Source organism: Streptomyces sp. NPDC053493, from assembly GCF_044544825.1.
Classification (GTDB): Bacteria; Actinomycetota; Actinomycetes; order Streptomycetales; family Streptomycetaceae; genus Streptomyces.
Window position 1 is genome coordinate 89,836 of the sequence record NZ_JBITXS010000010.1, and the last position, 18,722, is coordinate 108,557.

14 protein-coding genes are annotated in these 18,722 nt (G+C 73.5%); 9 read left to right on the forward strand and 5 right to left on the reverse strand.

All coding sequences use genetic code 11. From position 1 onward, the window contains the following. Positions 1-329 precede the first annotated feature (329 nt). Both ACIGO8_RS25985 and ACIGO8_RS25990 read right to left on the reverse strand, forming a co-directional pair. On the reverse strand, positions 330-2,564 hold the full coding sequence (locus ACIGO8_RS25985) for a heavy metal translocating P-type ATPase (protein ID WP_399735281.1): 2,235 nt from the start codon (positions 2,562-2,564) through the stop codon (positions 330-332). A 76-nt stretch (positions 2,565-2,640) separates the two neighbouring features. After that, on the reverse strand, positions 2,641-2,874 hold the full coding sequence (locus tag ACIGO8_RS25990; protein ID WP_399735284.1) for a heavy-metal-associated domain-containing protein: 234 nt from the start codon (positions 2,872-2,874) through the stop codon (positions 2,641-2,643). A gap of 191 nt (positions 2,875-3,065) precedes the next feature. Here ACIGO8_RS25990 and ACIGO8_RS25995 point away from each other — a divergent pair, with 191 nt between their 5' ends. Continuing rightward, positions 3,066-4,280, forward strand: a complete 1,215-nt coding sequence (locus ACIGO8_RS25995; protein ID WP_399735287.1) for a cation:proton antiporter — start codon at positions 3,066-3,068, stop codon at positions 4,278-4,280. On the opposite strand, the gene ACIGO8_RS26000 is transcribed toward ACIGO8_RS25995, so the two are convergent. Then, positions 4,258-4,911 carry a TetR/AcrR family transcriptional regulator gene (locus tag ACIGO8_RS26000; RefSeq protein ID WP_399735290.1) on the reverse strand — a complete coding sequence of 218 codons (654 nt, stop codon included), beginning with the start codon at positions 4,909-4,911 and terminating at the stop codon, positions 4,258-4,260. The genes ACIGO8_RS25995 and ACIGO8_RS26000 overlap by 23 nt on opposite strands. Before the next feature lie 164 nt (positions 4,912-5,075). Here ACIGO8_RS26000 and ACIGO8_RS26005 point away from each other — a divergent pair, with 164 nt between their 5' ends. Then, positions 5,076-7,385, forward strand: coding sequence for an MMPL family transporter (locus ACIGO8_RS26005; RefSeq protein ID WP_399735293.1), 2,310 nt, complete (start codon positions 5,076-5,078; stop codon positions 7,383-7,385). Positions 7,386-7,434: 49 nt separating this feature from the next. Here the strand turns inward: ACIGO8_RS26005 and ACIGO8_RS26010 are convergent, their stop codons facing one another. Further along, positions 7,435-7,632, reverse strand: coding sequence for a MarR family transcriptional regulator (locus ACIGO8_RS26010; RefSeq protein ID WP_361673407.1), 198 nt, complete (start codon positions 7,630-7,632; stop codon positions 7,435-7,437). Positions 7,633-7,856: 224 nt separating this feature from the next. Further along, complete coding sequence (locus tag ACIGO8_RS26015) at positions 7,857-8,765, reverse strand: sugar phosphate isomerase/epimerase family protein (RefSeq protein WP_399735297.1); 909 nt, start codon at positions 8,763-8,765, stop codon at positions 7,857-7,859. 168 nt (positions 8,766-8,933) lie between these two features. Between ACIGO8_RS26015 and iolC the strand changes: the two genes are divergently transcribed. The 7 genes from iolC to ACIGO8_RS26050 all read left to right on the forward strand — a co-directional run bounded on the left by iolC (position 8,934) and on the right by ACIGO8_RS26050 (position 18,708). Continuing rightward, positions 8,934-9,962 (forward strand): 5-dehydro-2-deoxygluconokinase, encoded by a 1,029-nt coding sequence (iolC, locus tag ACIGO8_RS26020; protein ID WP_399735300.1) that lies wholly within the window; start codon positions 8,934-8,936, stop codon positions 9,960-9,962. A 153-nt stretch (positions 9,963-10,115) separates the two neighbouring features. Beyond that, the gene (gene iolB / locus ACIGO8_RS26025) at positions 10,116-10,934 is read left to right on the forward strand and encodes a 5-deoxy-glucuronate isomerase (protein WP_399735303.1); all 819 of its coding nucleotides are present in this window, start codon (positions 10,116-10,118) and stop codon (positions 10,932-10,934) included. Next, positions 10,925-12,880, forward strand: coding sequence for a 3D-(3,5/4)-trihydroxycyclohexane-1,2-dione acylhydrolase (decyclizing) (gene iolD / locus ACIGO8_RS26030; RefSeq protein WP_399735821.1), 1,956 nt, complete (start codon positions 10,925-10,927; stop codon positions 12,878-12,880). The genes iolB and iolD overlap by 10 nt, the downstream gene beginning before the upstream one ends. Positions 12,881-12,891: 11 nt before the next feature. Then, positions 12,892-14,394 carry a CoA-acylating methylmalonate-semialdehyde dehydrogenase gene (gene mmsA / locus ACIGO8_RS26035; protein WP_399735304.1) on the forward strand — a complete coding sequence of 501 codons (1,503 nt, stop codon included), beginning with the start codon at positions 12,892-12,894 and terminating at the stop codon, positions 14,392-14,394. Between the two features lie 73 nt (positions 14,395-14,467). Further along, entirely contained in the window at positions 14,468-15,064 is a 597-nt protein-coding gene (locus ACIGO8_RS26040) for a DUF4291 domain-containing protein (protein ID WP_399735307.1), read from the forward strand. A 156-nt stretch (positions 15,065-15,220) separates the two neighbouring features. Beyond that, on the forward strand, positions 15,221-17,851 hold the full coding sequence (locus tag ACIGO8_RS26045; RefSeq protein WP_399735310.1) for an alpha/beta fold hydrolase: 2,631 nt from the start codon (positions 15,221-15,223) through the stop codon (positions 17,849-17,851). Further along, positions 17,848-18,708, forward strand: a complete 861-nt coding sequence (locus ACIGO8_RS26050) for an ABC transporter permease (RefSeq protein ID WP_399735313.1) — start codon at positions 17,848-17,850, stop codon at positions 18,706-18,708. Before ACIGO8_RS26045 ends, ACIGO8_RS26050 begins: the two co-directional genes overlap by 4 nt. The last annotated feature ends 14 nt before the right edge of the window (positions 18,709-18,722 follow it).

Here is an 18,722-nt window from a genome sequence, read left to right on the forward strand (position 1 = left end):
AGTGGTGAAGCGCCCCGCCGTCGATCCCCCCACGGGTCGACGGGCGGGGCGCTTCCCCTGTCCCCGGTGCGGATTCCCCCCACGGGATCCGGGCCGGGCGTCCGTTCGCGCGGTCTGCCGGGGTACGTACGGGAGGGCCGCTCAAAGCTCCCCGGTGCACGTGCCCCGGCCGCGCTTGCCTGGGACGTCCCCCAAGACATCCCATGAACGTCCCCCAAGACGTTCTCGGCATCGCCCACTTAGACTCGCGAACAGCCCAGATGGTTACCCCCAAATATCTGTGATCTAGATCTCTTTGTGAAGGTCCTGTGCATCACGTGTAGGTGAATTCACGTGAAGCGACGCAGCCGCAGGCTGTTGGTCACGACGAAAACGGACGAAAAGGCCATCGCGAGCCCGGCGATCATCGGGTTGAGCAGTCCGGCCGCCGCGAGCGGCAGCGCGGCCACGTTGTAGCCGAAGGCCCAGCCGAGATTGCCCTTGATCGTCGACAGGGTCCGCCGGGAGAGCCGGATGGCGTCCGCCGCGACCCGCAGGTCCCCGCGCACCAGCGTCAGGTCGCTCGCCTCGATGGCCGCGTCCGTGCCGGTGCCCATCGCCAGGCCCAGATCGGCCGTGGCCAGGGCGGCGGCGTCGTTCACGCCGTCGCCGACCATCGCCACCGTGCGTCCCTCGGCCTGAAGGCGCCGGATCACGTCGACCTTGTCCTCGGGCAGCACCTCGGCGATCACCTCCTCGATGCCCACCTCCGCCGCCACCCGCTCGGCGACGGCCCGGCCGTCCCCGGTGAGCAGCACCGGCCGCAGCCCGAGGCCGCGCAGCCGGGCCACCGCCTCGGCGCTGGTGTCCTTGACCGCGTCGGCGACGGTCAGCGTGCCGCGGGCCCGCCCGTCCCAGGCCACGTGCACCACGCCCGGGCCCGCCTCCGCGGGCACCGGGATCTCCTCAGCCGTGAGCAGGGCCGCCCGGCCGACCAGCACCAGATGGCCGTCGACCCAGCCGCGTACGCCGAGCCCCGGCACGTTCTCGAAGGACTTCGGTACGGGCAGCTCGCCCACCTTCGCGGCGGCGCCGGCCGCGACGGCCCGGGCGACCGGGTGCTCGGAGGAGTGCTCCAGGGCGCCCGCGAGGCGCAGCAGCTCGGCCTCGTCGGTGCCGCCGGTCCCGTACGCGCCGCCGTACACGTGCACGGCGGTCAGTTCCATCCGGCCGGTGGTGACCGTGCCGGTCTTGTCGAGCACGACGGTGTCGACGCGCCGGGTGGACTCCAGGACCTCGGGGCCCTTGATGAGGATGCCGAGCTGGGCGCCGCGGCCGGTGCCGACCATGAGGGCGGTCGGGGTGGCGAGGCCGAGGGCGCACGGGCAGGCGATGATCAGCACGGCCACGGCGGCGGTGAAGGCGGCGGTGGTGTCGCTGGTGGCGAGCAGCCGGCCGACGAGCGTGGCGAGGGCGAGCAGGAGCACCACGGGCACGAAGACGGCGGAGATCCGGTCGGCGAGCCGCTGCACGTCGGCCTTGCCGTTCTGGGCGTCCTCGACGAGCCGGGCCATCCGGGCCAGCTGGGTGTCGGCGCCGATCCGGGTGGCCTCGACGACGAGCCGGCCGGAGGTGTTGACGCAGCCGCCGGTGACCGGGGCGCCGGGCCCGACGTCGACGGGCAGGGACTCGCCGGTGAGCATGGACGCGTCGACGGCGGAGGCGCCGTCGGTGACGGTGCCGTCGGTGGCGATCTTCTCCCCGGGCCGTACGACGAAGCGGTCGCCGACCGCGAGCGCGCCCACCGGGATCCGTACCTCCGCTCCGTCGCGGAGCACGGCCACGTCCTTGGCGCCGAGCCGCAGCAGGGCGTGCAGGGCGGCGCCGGCCCGGCGCTTGGCGCGGGCCTCCAGATAGCGGCCGAGGAGGATGAAGGTGACGACTCCGGCGGCGACCTCGAGATAGATGGTGGCGGAGGCGTGGTCGCGGGTGACGGTGAGGTCGAAGTCGTGCCGCATGCCGGACATGCCGGCGTCGCCGAGGAAGAGCGCCCACAGCGACCAGCCGAAGGCGGCGAGGGTGCCGACGGAGACGAGGGTGTCCATGGTGGCGGCGCCGTGCCTGAGGTTGGTCCAGGTGGCCCGGTGGAAGGGCAGCCCGCCCCAGACGACGACGGGTGCGGCGAGGGTGAGCGAGAGCCACTGCCAGTTGGCGAACTGCAGGGCCGGGACCATGGCGAGGAGCACGACGGGCAGGGCGAGGACGGCGGAGACGGTGAGCCGCTGCCGCAGCGCGGCGAGCTCGGGGTCCCGCTCCCGGGCCGTGTCCTGCCCGGCGGTCTCCGGCTCCGGCTCGGGTTCCGGTTCCGGCGGCGGGGGCTCCTCGGCGGTGTAGCCGGTCCTGACGACGGTGGCGATCAGATCGCCGACCGCGACCTCGGAAGGGTGTTCGACGCGAGCCTTCTCCGTCGCGTAGTTGACGGTCGCGCTCACCCCGTCCATCCGGTTGAGCTTTTTCTCGACGCGGGCCGCGCAGGACGCGCAGGTCATGCCGCCGATCGTCAGCTCGGTGATCGTGGAGGTCATCAGCGTTTCCCAACGAGAGCAGGGCCGTACACAGTCACGGTACGGCCCTGCGGGGATGCTGCGGGGGGCGGTTCGCTCAGGCGAGGCCGACCAGCTCGTAACCGGCCTCGTCGACGGCGGCGCGGACGGCCTCCTCGTCGAGCGGGGCGGCGGAGACCACGGTGACCTTGCCGGTGGCGGCGACGGCGGTGACCGAGGAGACGCCGTCGATCTCGGAGATCTCGCTGGAGACCGCGCCCTCGCAGTGTCCGCAGGTCATGCCCTTGACCTGGTAGACGGTGGTGAGTCCGGTCTTCGTCTCGGCGGTCATGACGTTTCTCCTCTTCGAGGGTGTGTGCTGCGGTGCGGGTCCCGCCGGTCGCGGGGCCGTGGGCCGTACGAGCACACCCTATACCCCTAGGGGGTATGGATGCCAGTAGGGCCCGCCGGTGTCGCGCGGGCGGAAGCCGTCAGAAGGAGTCCGTGGCGGTGTCCGGGTGGGTCTCATGGTAGATACCGGACATGTCGCATTCGGGGACCACGCTGATCCTGATCATGGCGATCGCCGTCCTGGCGCCGCTGCTCGCCTACGGAGTCGGCCGCCGGCTGCCCGTACCGCTCGTCATCTTCGAGATCCTGCTCGGCATCCTCGTCGGCCCGGACGTCCTCGGCTGGGCCGAGCCGAGCGAACTGGTCGAGGGGCTCTCGCAGCTCGGTCTCACCATGCTGATCTTCCTCGCCGGGTACGAGATCGAGTTCGGCAAGGTCCGCGGCGACACCCTCAGGCGCTCGGTCCAGGCCTGGCTGCTCGCCCTCGTGCTCGGCCTCGGCGCCGGCGTGCTGATCGGCGGCGGTTACGAGAAGGGCGTGTTCGTCGGCGTGGCGCTCACCAGCACCGCCCTCGGCACCGTCCTGCCGGTGCTGCGCGACTCCGGCGACCTGAAGGGCCGCTTCGGGACGGTGGTCATGGCCTTCGGCGCCGTCGGCGAGTTCGGGCCGGTCATCGCCATGGCGCTGCTCCTGAGCGGCCGCCGGCCGGGCGAGTCGGCCGCCCTGCTCGCCGTCTTCGCGGCGCTCACCGCCGCCGCCGTGTTCTGGGCGCTGCGTCCGCGCCCGCCGTGGTTCTCCCGGATCATCGCCAAGACCCTGCACACCAGCGGCCAGTTCGCGGTCCGCTTCGTCTTCCTGCTGCTCGCGCTGATGCTGGGCGCCTCGCAGGCGCTCGGACTGGACGTGCTGCTCGGCGCGTTCGCCGCCGGACTCGTCACCAGGCTGCTGCTCACCGGGGCGGCCCCGGAGTCCGGGCCGCAGATCCTGGAGAAGGTCGAGGGCGTCGGCTTCGGCTTCCTCGTGCCCGTCTTCTTCGTCGTCACCGGCATCGAGTTCGACCTCGACTCGCTGCTCTCCGGCGGTCGTACGCTACTGCTCCTGCCGCTCTTCCTGGCGCTGTTCCTGGTGGTCAGGGGCGGGCCGATCTGGCTCCTCGCGCCGCGCGACCTCGGCCGGACCGACCGGACCGGGCTGGTGCTCTACGGCTCCACGGCGCTGCCGCTCGTCGTCGCCATCACCACCATCGGCGTGGACGACAAGGCGATGACGGCGGGCGAGGCGGCGGCCCTGGTGGGCGCGGCGATGGTCTCGGTGCTCGTCTTCCCGCTGCTCGCGCTCAGGCTGAGGGAACGGGCGGGAGCCGGGGCGCGGCCCGCCGACGAGGTCACGGGCTCGGAATCGTGGTGAGCGCCTCGCCGATGACCGGGTCGAGGTAGCGCAGCAGCACGGTCTTCATCTCCGCGACCATCGCGTCCCGCTCCGGTCCCTCCGGCGCGGCCAGGATCAGAGCCAGCGAGGACTTCACGATCGCGAAGGTCATGTCAGCGATCCGGGTGCGGGCGGCGGGATCGCTGTCCGGCAGGTAGTGGCCGAGCAGGTCGCCGACCCGGGCCAGCAGCGAGGCGTGCAGGGCGTCGTGCTCCTCGGCGATCCGGCCCGGAATCTCGGAGCCGTGCATGAGCGCGAGGAAGACCGGGTTCTGGCAGTTGAAGTCGACCAGCGGGTCGAGGACGGCGTCGAGGAGGCGCGGGAGCGGCAGGGCGAGGTTCGCGGGAGTGAAGGCCTGCCCGTGATACTCCCGCATCTGGGAGAGCAGCCGGTCGCCCAGCTCGAGGGCGATGGCCTCCTTGTTCGGGAAGTACTGGTAGAGCGTGCCGGGCGACACGTGCGCCTCGCGGGCGATCGCGTTGGTGCTGCTGGCCGTGTAGCCCTGGGAGCAGAAGACGCGCGCGGCGGCCTGGAGCAGCTGCGCGATGCGTCGTTCGCCGCGGGCCTGGCGGCGGACCGGCTTCGGTTCCTTCGGCGTCTCCTCGGACACGACTTGTCCCCAGCTCTCTGAACGCGATTGACAAACACGAGAGGTCGCTCGCATTCTTGAGAAACGCGAGTGATCACTCGTGTTTGCCAGTCTATTGGTAATCGGACGACCCGTGCGGTGCCGGGAAGCGAGCGCACGGGTCAGGGTGAAGGGGACACCGCGTCATGCCCGAAGTCAAGAAAGCGCAGCCCACGGGGGGTGGCCCCGGCGGCTGGACGCGGTTCGTGACGGCCAGGCCACGCCTGACGCTCCTGGTCGCGCTCGTCCTCACCGCCCTCGCGGTCCTCGCCGGCAGCGGCGTCGCCGACCGCATGGGCAGCGACGGCTGGCAGGACCCGGACGCGGAATCCACGTACGCGATCGAGGTCCTGGAGCGGGAGTTCCCCGCCTCCCAGCCCAATCTGCTGCTGCTCGTCGACGCGGGCCGTGCCGGCGTCGACGCGCCGGCCGTCGCCGCCGAGGCCCGCCGGCTGGCCGAGCGGCTCGACGCACAGCCCGGCGTCGACGGCGTCGGCTCCTACTGGCAGACCGGCTCCCCGGCCCTGCGCTCCAAGGACGGGCACCAGGCCCTGATCGCCGCCCGGATCGACGGCGACGAGAAGGCCGCGAGCGCCGTCCTGGAGCGCCTCACGCCCGACTTCCGCGGCACCCACGGGCCCGTCGAGGTCTCGATCGGCGGCCCGCTCGCCGTCCGGCACGAGATGCAGACGACCATCCAGGAGGACCTGCTCAGGGCCGAGCTGATCGCCCTGCCCATCACCCTCGTCCTGCTCGTCATGGTCTTCGGCAGCGCCGTCGCCGCCCTGCTCCCGCTCGGCATCGGCATCGTCGCCATCCTCGGCACCAACGCCGTCCTGCGCGGCATCACCGAATTCACCGACGTCTCCGTCTTCGCCCTCAACCTCACCACCGCCCTCGGCCTCGGACTCGCCATCGACTACGCCCTGTTCGTGGTCCGGCGCTTCCGCGAGGAGCTGGCCGGCGGCGCCGCACCGCGCACCGCCGTCGCCATCACCCTGCGCACCGCCGGACGCACCGTCCTCTTCTCCGCCCTGACCGTCGCCGTCTCGCTCGCCGCGATGCTGGTCTTCCCGCAGTACTTCCTGCGCTCCTTCGCCTACGCCGGCATCGCCGTCGTCCTGCTCGCCGCCGCGGCCGCCCTGATCCTGCTGCCCGCCGCGCTCGTGCTGCTCGGCCACCGGATCAACGCACTGGACCTGCGCCTGCTCCTGCGCCGCCGCAAGGCCGCCGACCACGAGGCCGCCGACCGCGAGGGCGCCGACGCCGGGCCCGCGCGGCCGGCCGGGACGGAGAGCGGCGCCGGCTGGGGCCGGGCGGCCGGCCTGGTGATGCGCCGGGCACCGCTGTTCGCCGTCGCCACCACCGTCGGACTCGTGCTCCTCGGACTGCCCTTCCTCGGCGTGAAGTTCGGCACCGCCGACGACCGCCAGCTCCCGGAGACCGCCGCCTCCCGCGTCGTCCAGGACCAGCTGCGCGACGGCTTCCCCGGCAGCCCGGGCGGCGCGCTCACCGTGCTCGCCGAGGGGCCGGCCACGCCCGGGCAGTACGCCGGTTATCGCGACCGGATCGAGGTCCTCGACGGAGTCGCGCGGGTCGACGGGCCGGTGACCTCCGGCAGCGGGGCGCGCACCCACGCCTACTTCACCGTCGTGCCCGAGGGCGAGGGCGTCGGCGCCGCGGCCCAGCGGGTGGTCGGCGAACTGCGCGCCGAGCAGGCGCCCTTCACCACCTCCGTCACCGGCGCCGCCGCCGTCCTCGTCGACTCCAAGGACGCCATCGGCGAGCGCCTGCCCTGGGCGGCCGGCATCATCGCCGTCGTCACCCTGGTCCTGGTCTTCCTGCTCACCGGCAGCGTCCTGATCCCGCTCCAGGCCGTCGTGCTCAACGCGCTCAGCCTGACCGCGATGTTCGGCGCGGTGGTCTGGGTCTTCCAGGAGGGCCACCTGTCCGGGCTGCTCGGCTTCACCGCCACCGGCGACATCGAGACCACCCTGCCCGTCATCATGTTCTGCGTGGCCTTCGGGCTCTCCATGGACTACGGCGTGTTCCTGCTCTCGCGGATCAAGGAGGAGTACGACGTCACCGGCGACCACGACCACGCGGTCCGCTTCGGCCTCGCCCGCACCGGCGGGCTGATCACCGCGGCCGCCGTCATCCTGGCCGTGGTCATGGTGGCGATCGGCACCTCCCGCGTCACCAACACCAAGATGCTGGGCCTGGGCGTCGCGCTCGCCGTGCTCATGGACGCCATGGTGGTGCGCAGCCTGCTCGTGCCGGCCGTGATGCGGCTGACCGGGCGCCTCACCTGGTGGGCCCCGGGCCCGCTGCGCCGCCTCCACGGACGCTTCGGCATCAGCGAGGGCGGCATACCCGGGACGACGGCCGCCGCGCCCGGATCGCCCGGGCCGGGCGGCCCGGAGCGGATACCGGAGACGGCCGGCCGGCGGTCCTGACCGCCCGCTCCGGTGCCGGCCCTGACGGCGGACGCGGCGGCGACGCGGTTCAGTCCCGGCGGCTCCGGTTCCCGGGACGGTTCGCGACCCAGGCGCGGATGGTGTCGGCGTACCAGTAGGGCTTGCCCGACTCGACGTGGTCAGGCGTCGGCAGCAGGCCGTGCTTCCGATAGGAGCGGACCGTGTCCGGCTGCACCTTGATGTGGGCGGCGATGTCCTTGTACGACCAGAGCCTTCTGTCCGTCATGCGTGGCACCTCTCCTGCGTGCCCGGCAGCGGCGGCGGGGGCGCCGTCGGGGGAGCTGCCGGACGTCACTGGTGATCAAGTCGCGATCACTGAGCCTGTGCCCCGGCCAACGCCGCTTGCCGACGGAAGGAGAGCGCCTGTCGAAGGGCTGTGACGGAAGGCCCGCGTAACGGAGACATGCGTGACGAAGCGAGGAAGGATGTGACGTAAGTGACGCATCGTCATCAGAAGCCGCAGGAGCGGAGGAAGCGCCGGGTGCGGACCGCGACGGGATAGGGCCGGTCGGGCTCGCACGGGTACATGTCCTGCTCGACGATGGCGAACAGGTCCACGTCCAGGGCCTGGGCGGCGGCGAGCACCGGTTCGAGGGCCGGGATGCCCGCCGGCGGTTCGCACATCACGCCCTGGGCGACCGCCGGGCCGAACGGCACCTCGTCGGCCACCACTCGCGCGAGGACCTCGGGATCGACCTGCTTGAGATGGAGGTAGCCGATCCGCTCGCCGTAGGTCTCGATCAGCTTGACGCTGTCGCCGCCGCAGTAGGCGTAGTGCCCGGTGTCCAGGCAGAGCGCCACCAGCTCCGGATCGGTGGCGTCCAGGAAACGGGTGACGTTCTCCTCGGTGTCGAGATGGGTGTCGGCGTGCGGGTGGACGACGACCCGCAGGCCGTAACGCTCCCGGACCTCCCGGCCGAGCCGCTCGGTGAGCCCGGTCAGGTGCCGCCACTGAGCGGCGTCGAGCTCCCGGTCCTCCAGCACCTCGCCCGTCCGGTCGTCCCGCCAGAAGGAGGGGATCACCACGAGGTGCTCGGCACCCATCGCCTGGGCGAGGGCCGCGTTCTCCGCCACATGGACCCAGGTCCGGTCCCACTCGTCCGGGCCGCGGTGCAGCCCGGTGAACACGGTCGCGGCGGACACCTTCAGCCCACGGTGGGCGGTCTCCTCGGCGAGGACGGCCGGATCGGTGGGCAGATAGCCGTACGGGCCGAGCTCGATCCACTCGTAGCCGGCCCCCGCCACCTCGTCGAGGAACCGCTGCCAGGGCACCTGCCGGGGATCGTCGGGAAACCAGACACCCCAGGAGTCCGGGGCGGAACCGATGCGGATACGGGACAACGGCGGCCGTTTGGTCATGAAAGCCACCTTGGCCGCGGCTTTCGAGCAGCGTCAAGACGTCGGTGCGGCCCTGTCCGGAAGCTGGTCCGGACGCAAGGACATGGCGTTGACAGGGGTCTGGGCCGTGGATAGACCTGGGGCGTGGGCCCGGCGGGGCCGCCGGCCCCGGGCGAGAGGTGACGTGGCATGACGGCGCAGCCGTACGACCAGCCGGATGACCAGCCGTACGATCAGCCGGACGGCCGGTCGTACGACCTGATCACCATGGGCCGCCTCGGCGTGGACCTCTATCCGCTCGAGAGCGGGGTGGAGCTGGCCCGGGTCGAGACCTTCGGGAAGTTCCTGGGCGGCTCCCCGGCCAACGTCGCCGTCGCCGCCGCGCGCCTCGGGCGGAGCACCGCCCTTGTCAGCCGGACCGGAGCCGACCCGTTCGGCGCATACCTGCACCATGAGCTGCGGGCCTTCGGCGTGGACGACCGGTGGGTGACGGAGGTGGCGGCCTACCCCACCCCGCTCACGTTCTGCGAGATCTTCCCGCCCGACGACTTCCCGATCCACTTCTACCGCCTGCCCAAGGCACCCGACCTGGAGATCCACACCCACGAGCTCGACCTGCCCGCGCTCCGCGCCGCCCGGGCCTTCTGGGCCACCGGCACCGGCCTGAGCGCCGAGCCGAGCAGGGCCGCCACGCTCGCGGCCCTGCGCGAGCGCGACGGGTCGCCGCTGACGGTCTTCGACCTGGACTGGCGGCCCACCCTGTGGGACGTGCCCGCCGAGAAGGCCCGCCCGCTCTACCGGGAGGCGCTGCGGCACGCCACGGTCGCCGTCGGCAACGTCGACGAGTGCGAGGTCGCCACCGGCGAGCGCGAGCCGCACGCCGCCGCGCGCGCCCTGCTCGCGGCGGGCGTGCGGCTGGCCGTCGTCAAACAGGGCCCCAAGGGCGTCCTCGCGCTGTCCGCCGACGGCACGGGCGCCGAGGTGCCGCCGCTGCCGGTGGAGGTGGTCAACGGCCTCGGCGCGGGTGACGCGTTCGGCGGCGCGCTCGTCCACGGCCTGCTGGCCGGCTGGGACCTGGAGCGGGTGCTGCGCCACGCCAACGCGGCCGGCGCGATCGTCGCCGGGCGGCTCGCCTGCTCGCCCGCGATGCCGTACGAGGACGAGATCGCCCTCGCCCTCTCCTCGGGCACCGGCACGATCCCGGAGCACCGCCGATGACCACCCCGTCGCCGCCACACGGCCCGCGGCCCGGCCCCGCCCGCCGCCCCGCCCGCCGCCCCGACCCCGGACGGTGCCGCCGTAGCCAGGGCCGCTGTACGGCGAACGGGCGCACGGCGGTGAGGCGAGAGGGCGCGGGGTAGGGAGGAGACCATGGACTCCACGCTCTCCCTGCACCTGCCCGACGGCACGGCCGCCCGTGGGCCGTACGCCGTCGACATCGACCCCGAGCGGGCCGGCTGGACCCACAGCTCGCTGCGGGTGCTCGACCTTCCGGCCGGCGGCACCCACGCGTTCGAGACAGGGAACAGCGAATGGGTGGTGCTTCCGCTGTCCGGGGGCGGTACGGTGCGCGTCGAGGGGGAAATCCTCGAACTCGTGGGCCGTGCCGACGTGTTCGACGGGGTCTCGGACTTCGCCTACGTGCCCAGGGACGCCCACGCCCAGATCGCCTCCGGTGCGGGAGGCCGCTTCGCTTTGGCAGGAGCGAAGTGCGAGCGACGACTCCCCGCCCGCTACGGCCCCGCGCCGGAGGTTCCCGTCGAGATCCGCGGCAGCGGCAACCGCACCCGCACCGTCCGGAACTTCGCCGCCGCCGGAGCCTTCGCCTGCGACCGGCTGATCGCCGTCGAGGTGATCACACCCGGCGGGAACTGGTCGTCCTACCCGCCGCACAAGCACGACGAGTACCACCCGGACGCCGAGTCCGTCCTGGAGGAGATCTACTACTACGAGGTCGACGGCCCGCACGGCTACGGCTACCAGCGGATCACGCCGTCCCGCCCCGGCGGCGCCGAGCTCCTGGCCGAGGTCCGCAGCGGCGACGCCGTGCTCGTACCGGACGGCTGGCATGGCCCGTCGATCGCCCAGCCCGGCCACCCGCTCTACTACCTCAACGTCATGGCCGGCCCGGGGCCCGAGCGGGAGTGGCGGATCCGGTTCCACCCCGACCACACGGAGGGATACAAGTGAGGCGCCTGACCGTCGCCCAGGCGCTGGTGCGCTTCCTCGCCGCCCAGTACACCGAACGCGACGGCGTGCGCCGCCGGCTCGTCACCGCGACCTGGGGCATCTTCGGCCACGGCAACGTCGCCGGGATCGGCCAGGCGCTCGTCGAGTACCCCGGCCTCATGCCGTACCACCAGGGCCGCAACGAACAGGCCATGGTGCACGCCGCCGTCGGCTACGCCCGCCAGTCCCACCGCCTGCGGATCCACGCCGTCACCACCTCCATCGGCCCCGGCGCCACCAACCTCGTCACCGGCGCCGCGCTCGCCACCGTCAACCGGCTGCCGGTCCTGCTGCTGCCCGGCGACACCTTCGCCACCCGGCCCGCCGACCCCGTCCTCCAGCAGCTCGAGGTCCCGTACGCGGGCGAGGTGTCCGTCAACGACTGTCTGCGCCCGGTGTCCCGCTACTTCGACCGGATCACCCGGCCCGAGGCGCTGATCCCGGCCGCGCTCGCCGCCGTACGGGTCCTCACCGACCCCGCCGAGACCGGCGCCGTCACCCTCGCCCTGCCGCAGGACGTCCAGGCCGAGGCGTACGACTGGCCCGAGGAGTTCCTCGCCGAGCGGACCTGGACCGTGCGCCGGCCCCGGCCCGACACGGCCGAACTCGACGCCGCGGTCCGCGCGCTCCGCGCCGCCCGGCGCCCGGTGATCATCGCGGGCGGCGGAGTCGCCCACAGCGGCGCCGAGGACGCCCTGCGCACCTTCGCCGAGCGCACCGGCCTGCCCGTCGCCACCACCCAGGCCGGCAAGGGCGTGCTGCCCTGGGACCATCCCTGCGACGTCGGAGGCGTCGGACACACCGGCACCCGCACCGCCAACGAGCTGGCCCGCGCCGGCGACCTCGTCCTCGGCGTCGGCACCCGCTACTCCGACTTCACCACCGCCTCCGGCACCCTCTTCCGGCCCGACGCCCGGTTCGTCAACCTCAACATCACCGGCTTCGACGCCCACAAGCAGGCCGCGCTGCCGCTCGTCGCCGACGCCCGCGAAGGGCTCACCGCGCTCACCGAGGCGCTCACCGAGGGGCTCGGCGACGCGTTGGGCGAGGGGCTCGGCGACCGTCCGCTCGGCTCGTGGCGCCCGTGGCAGGACGCCCGGCAGGCCCACCCGCACGGCGACCCGCGGGACACGACGCCGTGGGCCGCCTCCAAGCGCGACTGGCAGGCGCGGACCGACGTCGCGTACACGCCCGAGAGCGAGCACGCGCGCCCCACCCAGGCCCAGGTCCTCGGCGTACTCGACACCTTGGTCACCGGGGACGACATCCTGATCAACGCCGCCGGCTCGCTCCCGGGCGACCTCCACAAGCTGTGGCGGACCCGTTCCACCGACCAGTACCACGTCGAATACGGCTACTCCTGCATGGGCTACGAGATCCCGGCGGCGATCGGCGTCGCCCTCGCCGCACCCGGCCGGCCCGTCTGGGCGCTGGTCGGCGACGGGACGTATCTGATGAATCCCACCGAGATCGTCACCGCCGTGCAGGAGGGACTGCCCATCAAGGTGGTCGTCCTGCAGAACCACGGGTACGCCTCGATCGGCGGCCTCTCCGAGGCGGTCGGCGCCGAGCGCTACGGCACCGCCTACCGCTTCCGCGACGCCGACGGAGGCTTCACCGGACCGCCGCTGCCCGTCGACCTCGCCGCCAACGCCGAGTCCCTCGGAATGCGGGTGCTGCGCGCCCGCACCGTCCGTGACCTGCGGGAAGCCCTCGCGGACGCCCGCAGGGCGACGGTTCCCACATGTGTCTACGTGGAGACCGAAACGGCAGACAGTGTGTCGGGCGCGCCCTCCGCCGAGGCGTGGTGGGATGTGCCCGTGGCCGCGACGTCGACCCGCCCGTCGGCGGTCAAGGCCCGCGAGGAGTACGACCGGCACGTCACCGCCCGACGCCGCCATCTCTGAAGGAGTACGTCATGACGAGGACCGTCAACCACTGGATCGGTGGCAAGACCGTCGAGGGCACCTCGGGCAACTGGGGCCCGGTCACCGACCCCGCCACCGGCGCCGTCACCACCAAGGTGGCGCTCGCCTCCGTCGAGGAGGTCGACGCCGCCGTCGCCGCCGCGAAGGACGCCTTCGCCACCTGGGGCACCTCCTCGCTGGCCCAGCGCACCACCATCCTCTTCCGCTTCCGCGCGCTGCTCGACGCCAACCGCGACGCGATCGCCGAGCTGATCGTCGCCGAGCACGGCAAGGTGCACTCCGACGCGCTCGGCGAGGTCGCCCGCGGCCTGGAGATCGTCGACCTGGCCTGCGGCATCACCACCCAGCTCAAGGGCGAGCTGTCCACCCAGGTGTCCAACCGGGTCGACGTGGCCGCGATCCGCCAGCCGGTGGGCGTGGTGGCCGGCATCACGCCGTTCAACTTCCCGGCCATGGTGCCGATGTGGATGTTCCCGCTCGCCATCGCCTGCGGCAACACCTTCATCCTCAAGCCGAGCGAGAAGGACCCGTCGCCGTCCCTCAAGATCGCCGAGCTGCTCGCCGAGGCGGGCCTGCCGGACGGTGTGTTCAACGTCGTCCACGGCGACAAGGTGGCCGTGGACCGGCTCCTGGAGCACCCGGACGTCTCCGCGGTCTCCTTCGTCGGCTCGACGCCGATCGCGCGCCACATCCACACCACCGCCTCCGCCAACGGCAAGCGCGTCCAGGCGCTCGGCGGCGCCAAGAACCACATGCTGGTGCTGCCCGACGCCGACCTGGACGCGGCGGCCGACGCGGCCGTCTCGGCGGCCTACGGCTCGGCGGGCGAGCGCTGCATGGCGATCTCCGCGGTCGTCGCGGTCGGCGCGATCGGCGACGAGCTCGTGCAGAAGATCCGCGAGCGCGCCGAGAAGATCAAGATCGGCCCCGGCAACGACCCGACCTCCGAGATGGGCCCGCTCATCACGGCCGTCCACCGCGACAAGGTCGCCTCCTACGTGCACGGCGCGGCGGACGAGGGCTGCGAGGTCGTCCTCGACGGCACCGGCTACACGGTCGAGGGCCACGAGAACGGTCACTGGATCGGCCTGTCCCTCCTGGACCACGTGCCGACCACCGCCAAGGCCTACCAGGACGAGATCTTCGGCCCCGTCCTGTGCGTCCTGCGCGCCGAGACGTACGAGGAGGGCGTGGCCCTCATCAACGCCTCGCCGTTCGGCAACGGCACCGCGATCTTCACCCGCGACGGCGGCGCCGCCCGCCGCTTCCAGCTGGAGATCGAGGCCGGCATGGTCGGCGTCAACGTGCCGATCCCGGTGCCGGTGGGCTACCACTCCTTCGGCGGCTGGAAGGACTCCCTCTTCGGCGACCACCACATCTACGGCAACGACGGCGTCCACTTCTACACCCGCGGCAAGGTCGTCACGACCCGCTGGCCGGACCCGTCCGAGGCCCCCGTCGGCGTCGACCTGGGCTTCCCGCGCAACCACTGAGCCGCGGCACGCCCGCCCTCACCCGCGTAAACCGATTGCCCCCCAGGGTGCCCACCGCACCACCCTGGGGGCCGTGCCCGCCGTACCGAAACACCAGATCCGCGCCCTGCACACCGACACGACGGTGACCGTCTACCAGGCGTACCGGCCGTCCATCGGCCTCCCGGCGGCCCGCGACGGCCGCTTCCCGGCCGAGTGGAAACGGGACCGGATGACCTGGATCAAGCCCTCCTTCCTGTGGATGGCCTACCGCTGCGGCTGGGGCCTGAAGGAGGGCCAGGAGACCGTCCTGGCCGTCGAGATCACCCGCGAGGGCTTCGAGTGGGCGCTGCGCCACGCCTGCCTCTCGCACTACGTCCGCGGCTTCCACGCCGACCGCGACGCCTGGCGGCGCGAACTCAAGCGCGCGCCCGCCCGCGTCCAGTGGGACCCCGAACGCGACCTCCACCTCCGGCCGCTGGCCCACCGCTCGCTCCAGCTGGGCCTCGCGGGCGAGGCGTCGCGGCGTTACGCGGACGAGTGGACGGTCGGCATCCGGGACGTGACACCGCTCGCCCACGAGATCCACGCCCTCGTCCGCGCCGGCCACCTGACCGACGCCGCCCGCCTGCTGCCCGACGAGCAGCCGTACCCGGTCACGCCCGGCCTCCTCGCCGGCGTGGTCGCCTAGGGCTACTTGGCGGCTCGGCGCCGGGGCCCGGGCCCTTCCCGCCACGCGTACCACGCCTGGTGTACGGCGCCGGTGGCGCGTACGACCTGAGGAGGCCGGAGGATTCCGCCCCGGGGCAGCCGAGCCCGGGCCGCCCCGGCACCTAGGCTCGAGGGCATGCAGCTGCGACTTCCCCGGACCGGCCTTCGCCGCTGGGCCGTGCTCGCCGTCGTCCTCGCCGTCCTCGCGGGCGGCGCCGGTGTCTGGCGCGCCGTCGCCGCCGACGAGCGCGCGCCCGTGCACCGCGCGGACCGGATGCTCGACCTCGGCGGCGTACGGATCGACACCTCGTACTTCACCTCCGGCGGGCCCGGCCGCCGCCCCGCCGTCCTCCTCGGACACGGCTTCGGCGGCTCCAAGGACGACGTCCGCGCCCAGGCCGAACAGCTCGCCCGCGACGGATACGCCGTGCTCACCTGGTCCGCGCGCGGCTTCGGCGCCTCCGGCGGGCAGATCGGGCTCAATGACCCGCGGCGCGAGGTGAACGACGTCCGCGGCCTCGTCGACTGGCTCGCCGCCCGCCCCGAGGTGCTGCTCGACCGGAAGGGCGACCCGCGCGTCGGCGTCACCGGCGCCTCCTACGGCGGCGCGGCCGCCCTGCTCGCCGCCGGCCACGACCCGCGCGTCGACGCCGTCGCCCCGCAGATCACCTACTGGAACCTCGCCGACGCCCTCTTCCCGAACGGCGTCTTCAAAAAACTGTGGTCCGGCATCTTCTTCTCCTCCGGCGCCGGCGAGGCGACACCGGACGGCTGCGGCCGCTTCAGCCCCGAGGTGTGCGCGCTCTACCAGCGCGTCGCCGTCTCCGGCCACCCCGACGCCGCCGCCCGCGCCCTCCTGGAGGCCCGCAGCCCCTCCGCCGTCGGCGCCCGCATCAAGGTGCCCGCCCTGATCGTCCAGGGCCAGGCCGACTCCCTCTTCACCCTCGCCCAGTCCGACGCCATGGCCAGGGCCGTCGCCGCCAACGGCGCCCCGGTCGCCGTCGACTGGACGGCCGGCGGCCACGACGGCGGCGACCGCGAGACCGGGCGCGTCGAACGGCGCGTCACCGCCTGGTTCGACCGGTACCTCAAGCGCGACACCACCGTCGACACCGGCCCCGCCTTCCGCGTCAGCCGTACCGGAGGCGTCGACTCCACCGACGGCCGGGCCACCCTGCGCGGCGCCACCGCCGACCGCTATCCCGGCCTCGTCGCGGGCCCCGTCGCCCTCGCCCTCTCCGGCCCGCCGCGCTCCTTCGCCAACCCGCCCGGCGCCGGCCCGCCCGCCCTGTCCGCCGTACCCGGCCTCGGCGGCGGCCTGTCCCAGCTGTCCTCGCTCGGCGTCGGCGGCCTCTCCCTCGACTTCCCCGGCCAGTTCGCCGCCTTCGACGCCCGCCCGCAGGCCCGGCCGATGCGCGTCACCGGCGCGTCCACCGTCCGGGTCCGGGTGACCTCCACCGCGCCCGACGGCTCGGCGGTCCTCTTCGCCAAGCTGTACGACGTGGGGCCGGACGGCCGCCGGCAGGTGCTGCCCGCCCAGCTCGTCACACCGGTCCGGGTCGACGACGCCGCGCGCGGCCGCGAGGTGACGCTGAACCTCCCGGCCGTCGACCACGAGATCGAGGCCGGGCACCGGCTGCGGCTGGTGCTCGCCGCCACCGACCTCGGCTACGCCTCGCCGGCCGCGCCCGCCACGTACACCGTCGCCGTCCTGAGCCCGCTGAGCGTGCCGACCGCGCCCGCCGTGACCACCCAGGCGGCCGGCGTCCCGTGGTGGGTGTGGGGCCTGCCGGTCCTCGGCGTCCTGGTGGCGGCGGCGCTCCTGCTGACCGCCCGGCGCCGCACCACGGCCCCGGCCCCGGACCCGGCGCTCGCCGACGTGCCGCTGCAGATCACCGGCCTGACGAAGAAGTACGCGGGCACCGACCGCTACAGCGTGCGCGACCTGTCCTTCCGCGTCGAACAGGGCCAGGTCCTCGGCCTGCTCGGCCCCAACGGCGCCGGCAAGACCACCACCCTGCGCATGCTCATGGGCCTGATCGGTCCCGACGAGGGCGAGATCCGGGTCTTCGGCCACGCGATCCGGCCCGGCGCGCCCGTGCTGTCCCGGGTCGGCGCCTTCGTCGAGGGCGCGGGCTTCCTGCCGCACCTGTCGGGGCGGGAGAACCTGGAGCTGTACTGGCGGGCCACCGGCCGCCCCGCCGAGGACGCCCACCTCGACGAGGCGCTGCGGATCGCCAACCTGGGCGGCGCCCTCGAACGCGCCGTCCGCACCTACTCGCAGGGCATGCGGCAGCGGCTCGCCATCGCCCAGGCCATGCTCGGCCTGCCGGACCTGCTGATCCTGGACGAGCCGACGAACGGCCTCGACCCGCCGCAGATCCGCGAGATGCGGGAGGTGATGATCCGTTACGCGGCGGGCGGCCGCACCGTCATCGTCTCCAGCCACCTCCTCGCCGAGGTCGAACAGTCCTGCACCCACCTCGTGGTGATGGACCGCGGCGGCCTCGTCCAGGCCGGCCCGGTCGAGGAGATCACCGGCTCCGGTGACACCCTCCTCGTCACCCTGGACGGCCCGGTGCCGGACGCGGTGGCGGAGAAGCTCGGCGCCGTACGCGTGGACGGCGGCCTGCTCGTACGGCTCGACGGGCGCAGCGCGACCCAGCTGATCGGCGAACTCGTCCGTCTGGAGGTGCCGGTGACCGGGGTGGGGCCGCACCGACGCCTGGAGGACGCCTTCCTGACCCTGATCGGAGAGACCGCATGACCGCCGCCGCTCCCGCCACCGCCCACGGCTACTCCCCGCACCGCACCCTCCCGCTGCGCGTCGAGGCCGTGCGCCAGCTCAAGCGCCGCCGCACCCTGGTCATGGGCCTGATCCTGGCCGCCCTGCCCTTCGTCCTGATCGTCGCCTTCGCCATCGGCGGCTCCCCGGACGGCGCCGGCGACGGCCGGATCACCCTCATGGACACGGCGACCGCGTCCGGCGCCAACTTCGCGGCCACCTGCCTCTTCGTCTCCGCGGGCTTCCTGCTGGTGATCCCGGTGGCGCTGTTCTGCGGCGACACGGTGGCCTCCGAGGCCGGCTGGTCCTCGCTGCGCTACCTGCTCGCCGCGCCCGTCCCGCGCGCCCGCCTCCTGTGGTCCAAACTCGCCGTCGCCCTCGCCTTCAGCGCCGCCGCGATGCTCCTGCTCCCGCTGGTCGCCCTCGCCGCCGGCACCGTCGCCTACGGCTGGGGGCCGCTGCGCATCCCCACCGGCGGCTCGCTCCCCGCGAACGAGGCCCTCCTCCGGCTCGCCGTCGCGGTCGCCTTCGTCTTCGTCTCCCAACTCGTCACCGCCGGACTCGCCTTCTGGCTCTCCACCCGCACCGACGCGCCCCTCGGCGCGGTCGGCGGCGCCGTCGGCCTGACCATCATCGGCAACGTCCTCGACGCGGTCACCGCCCTCGGCGACTGGCGTGCCTTCCTCCCGGCCCACTGGCAGTTCGCCTGGGCGGACGCCCTCCAGCCCCAGCTCGAGTGGCCGGGCATGGCGAAGGGCGCCTCGATCTCCCTCACCTACGCCGTCATCCTCTTCGCCCTCGCCTTCCGCGGCTTCGCCCGCAAGGATGTCGTGTCCTGAGGCCCGGGGGGGCC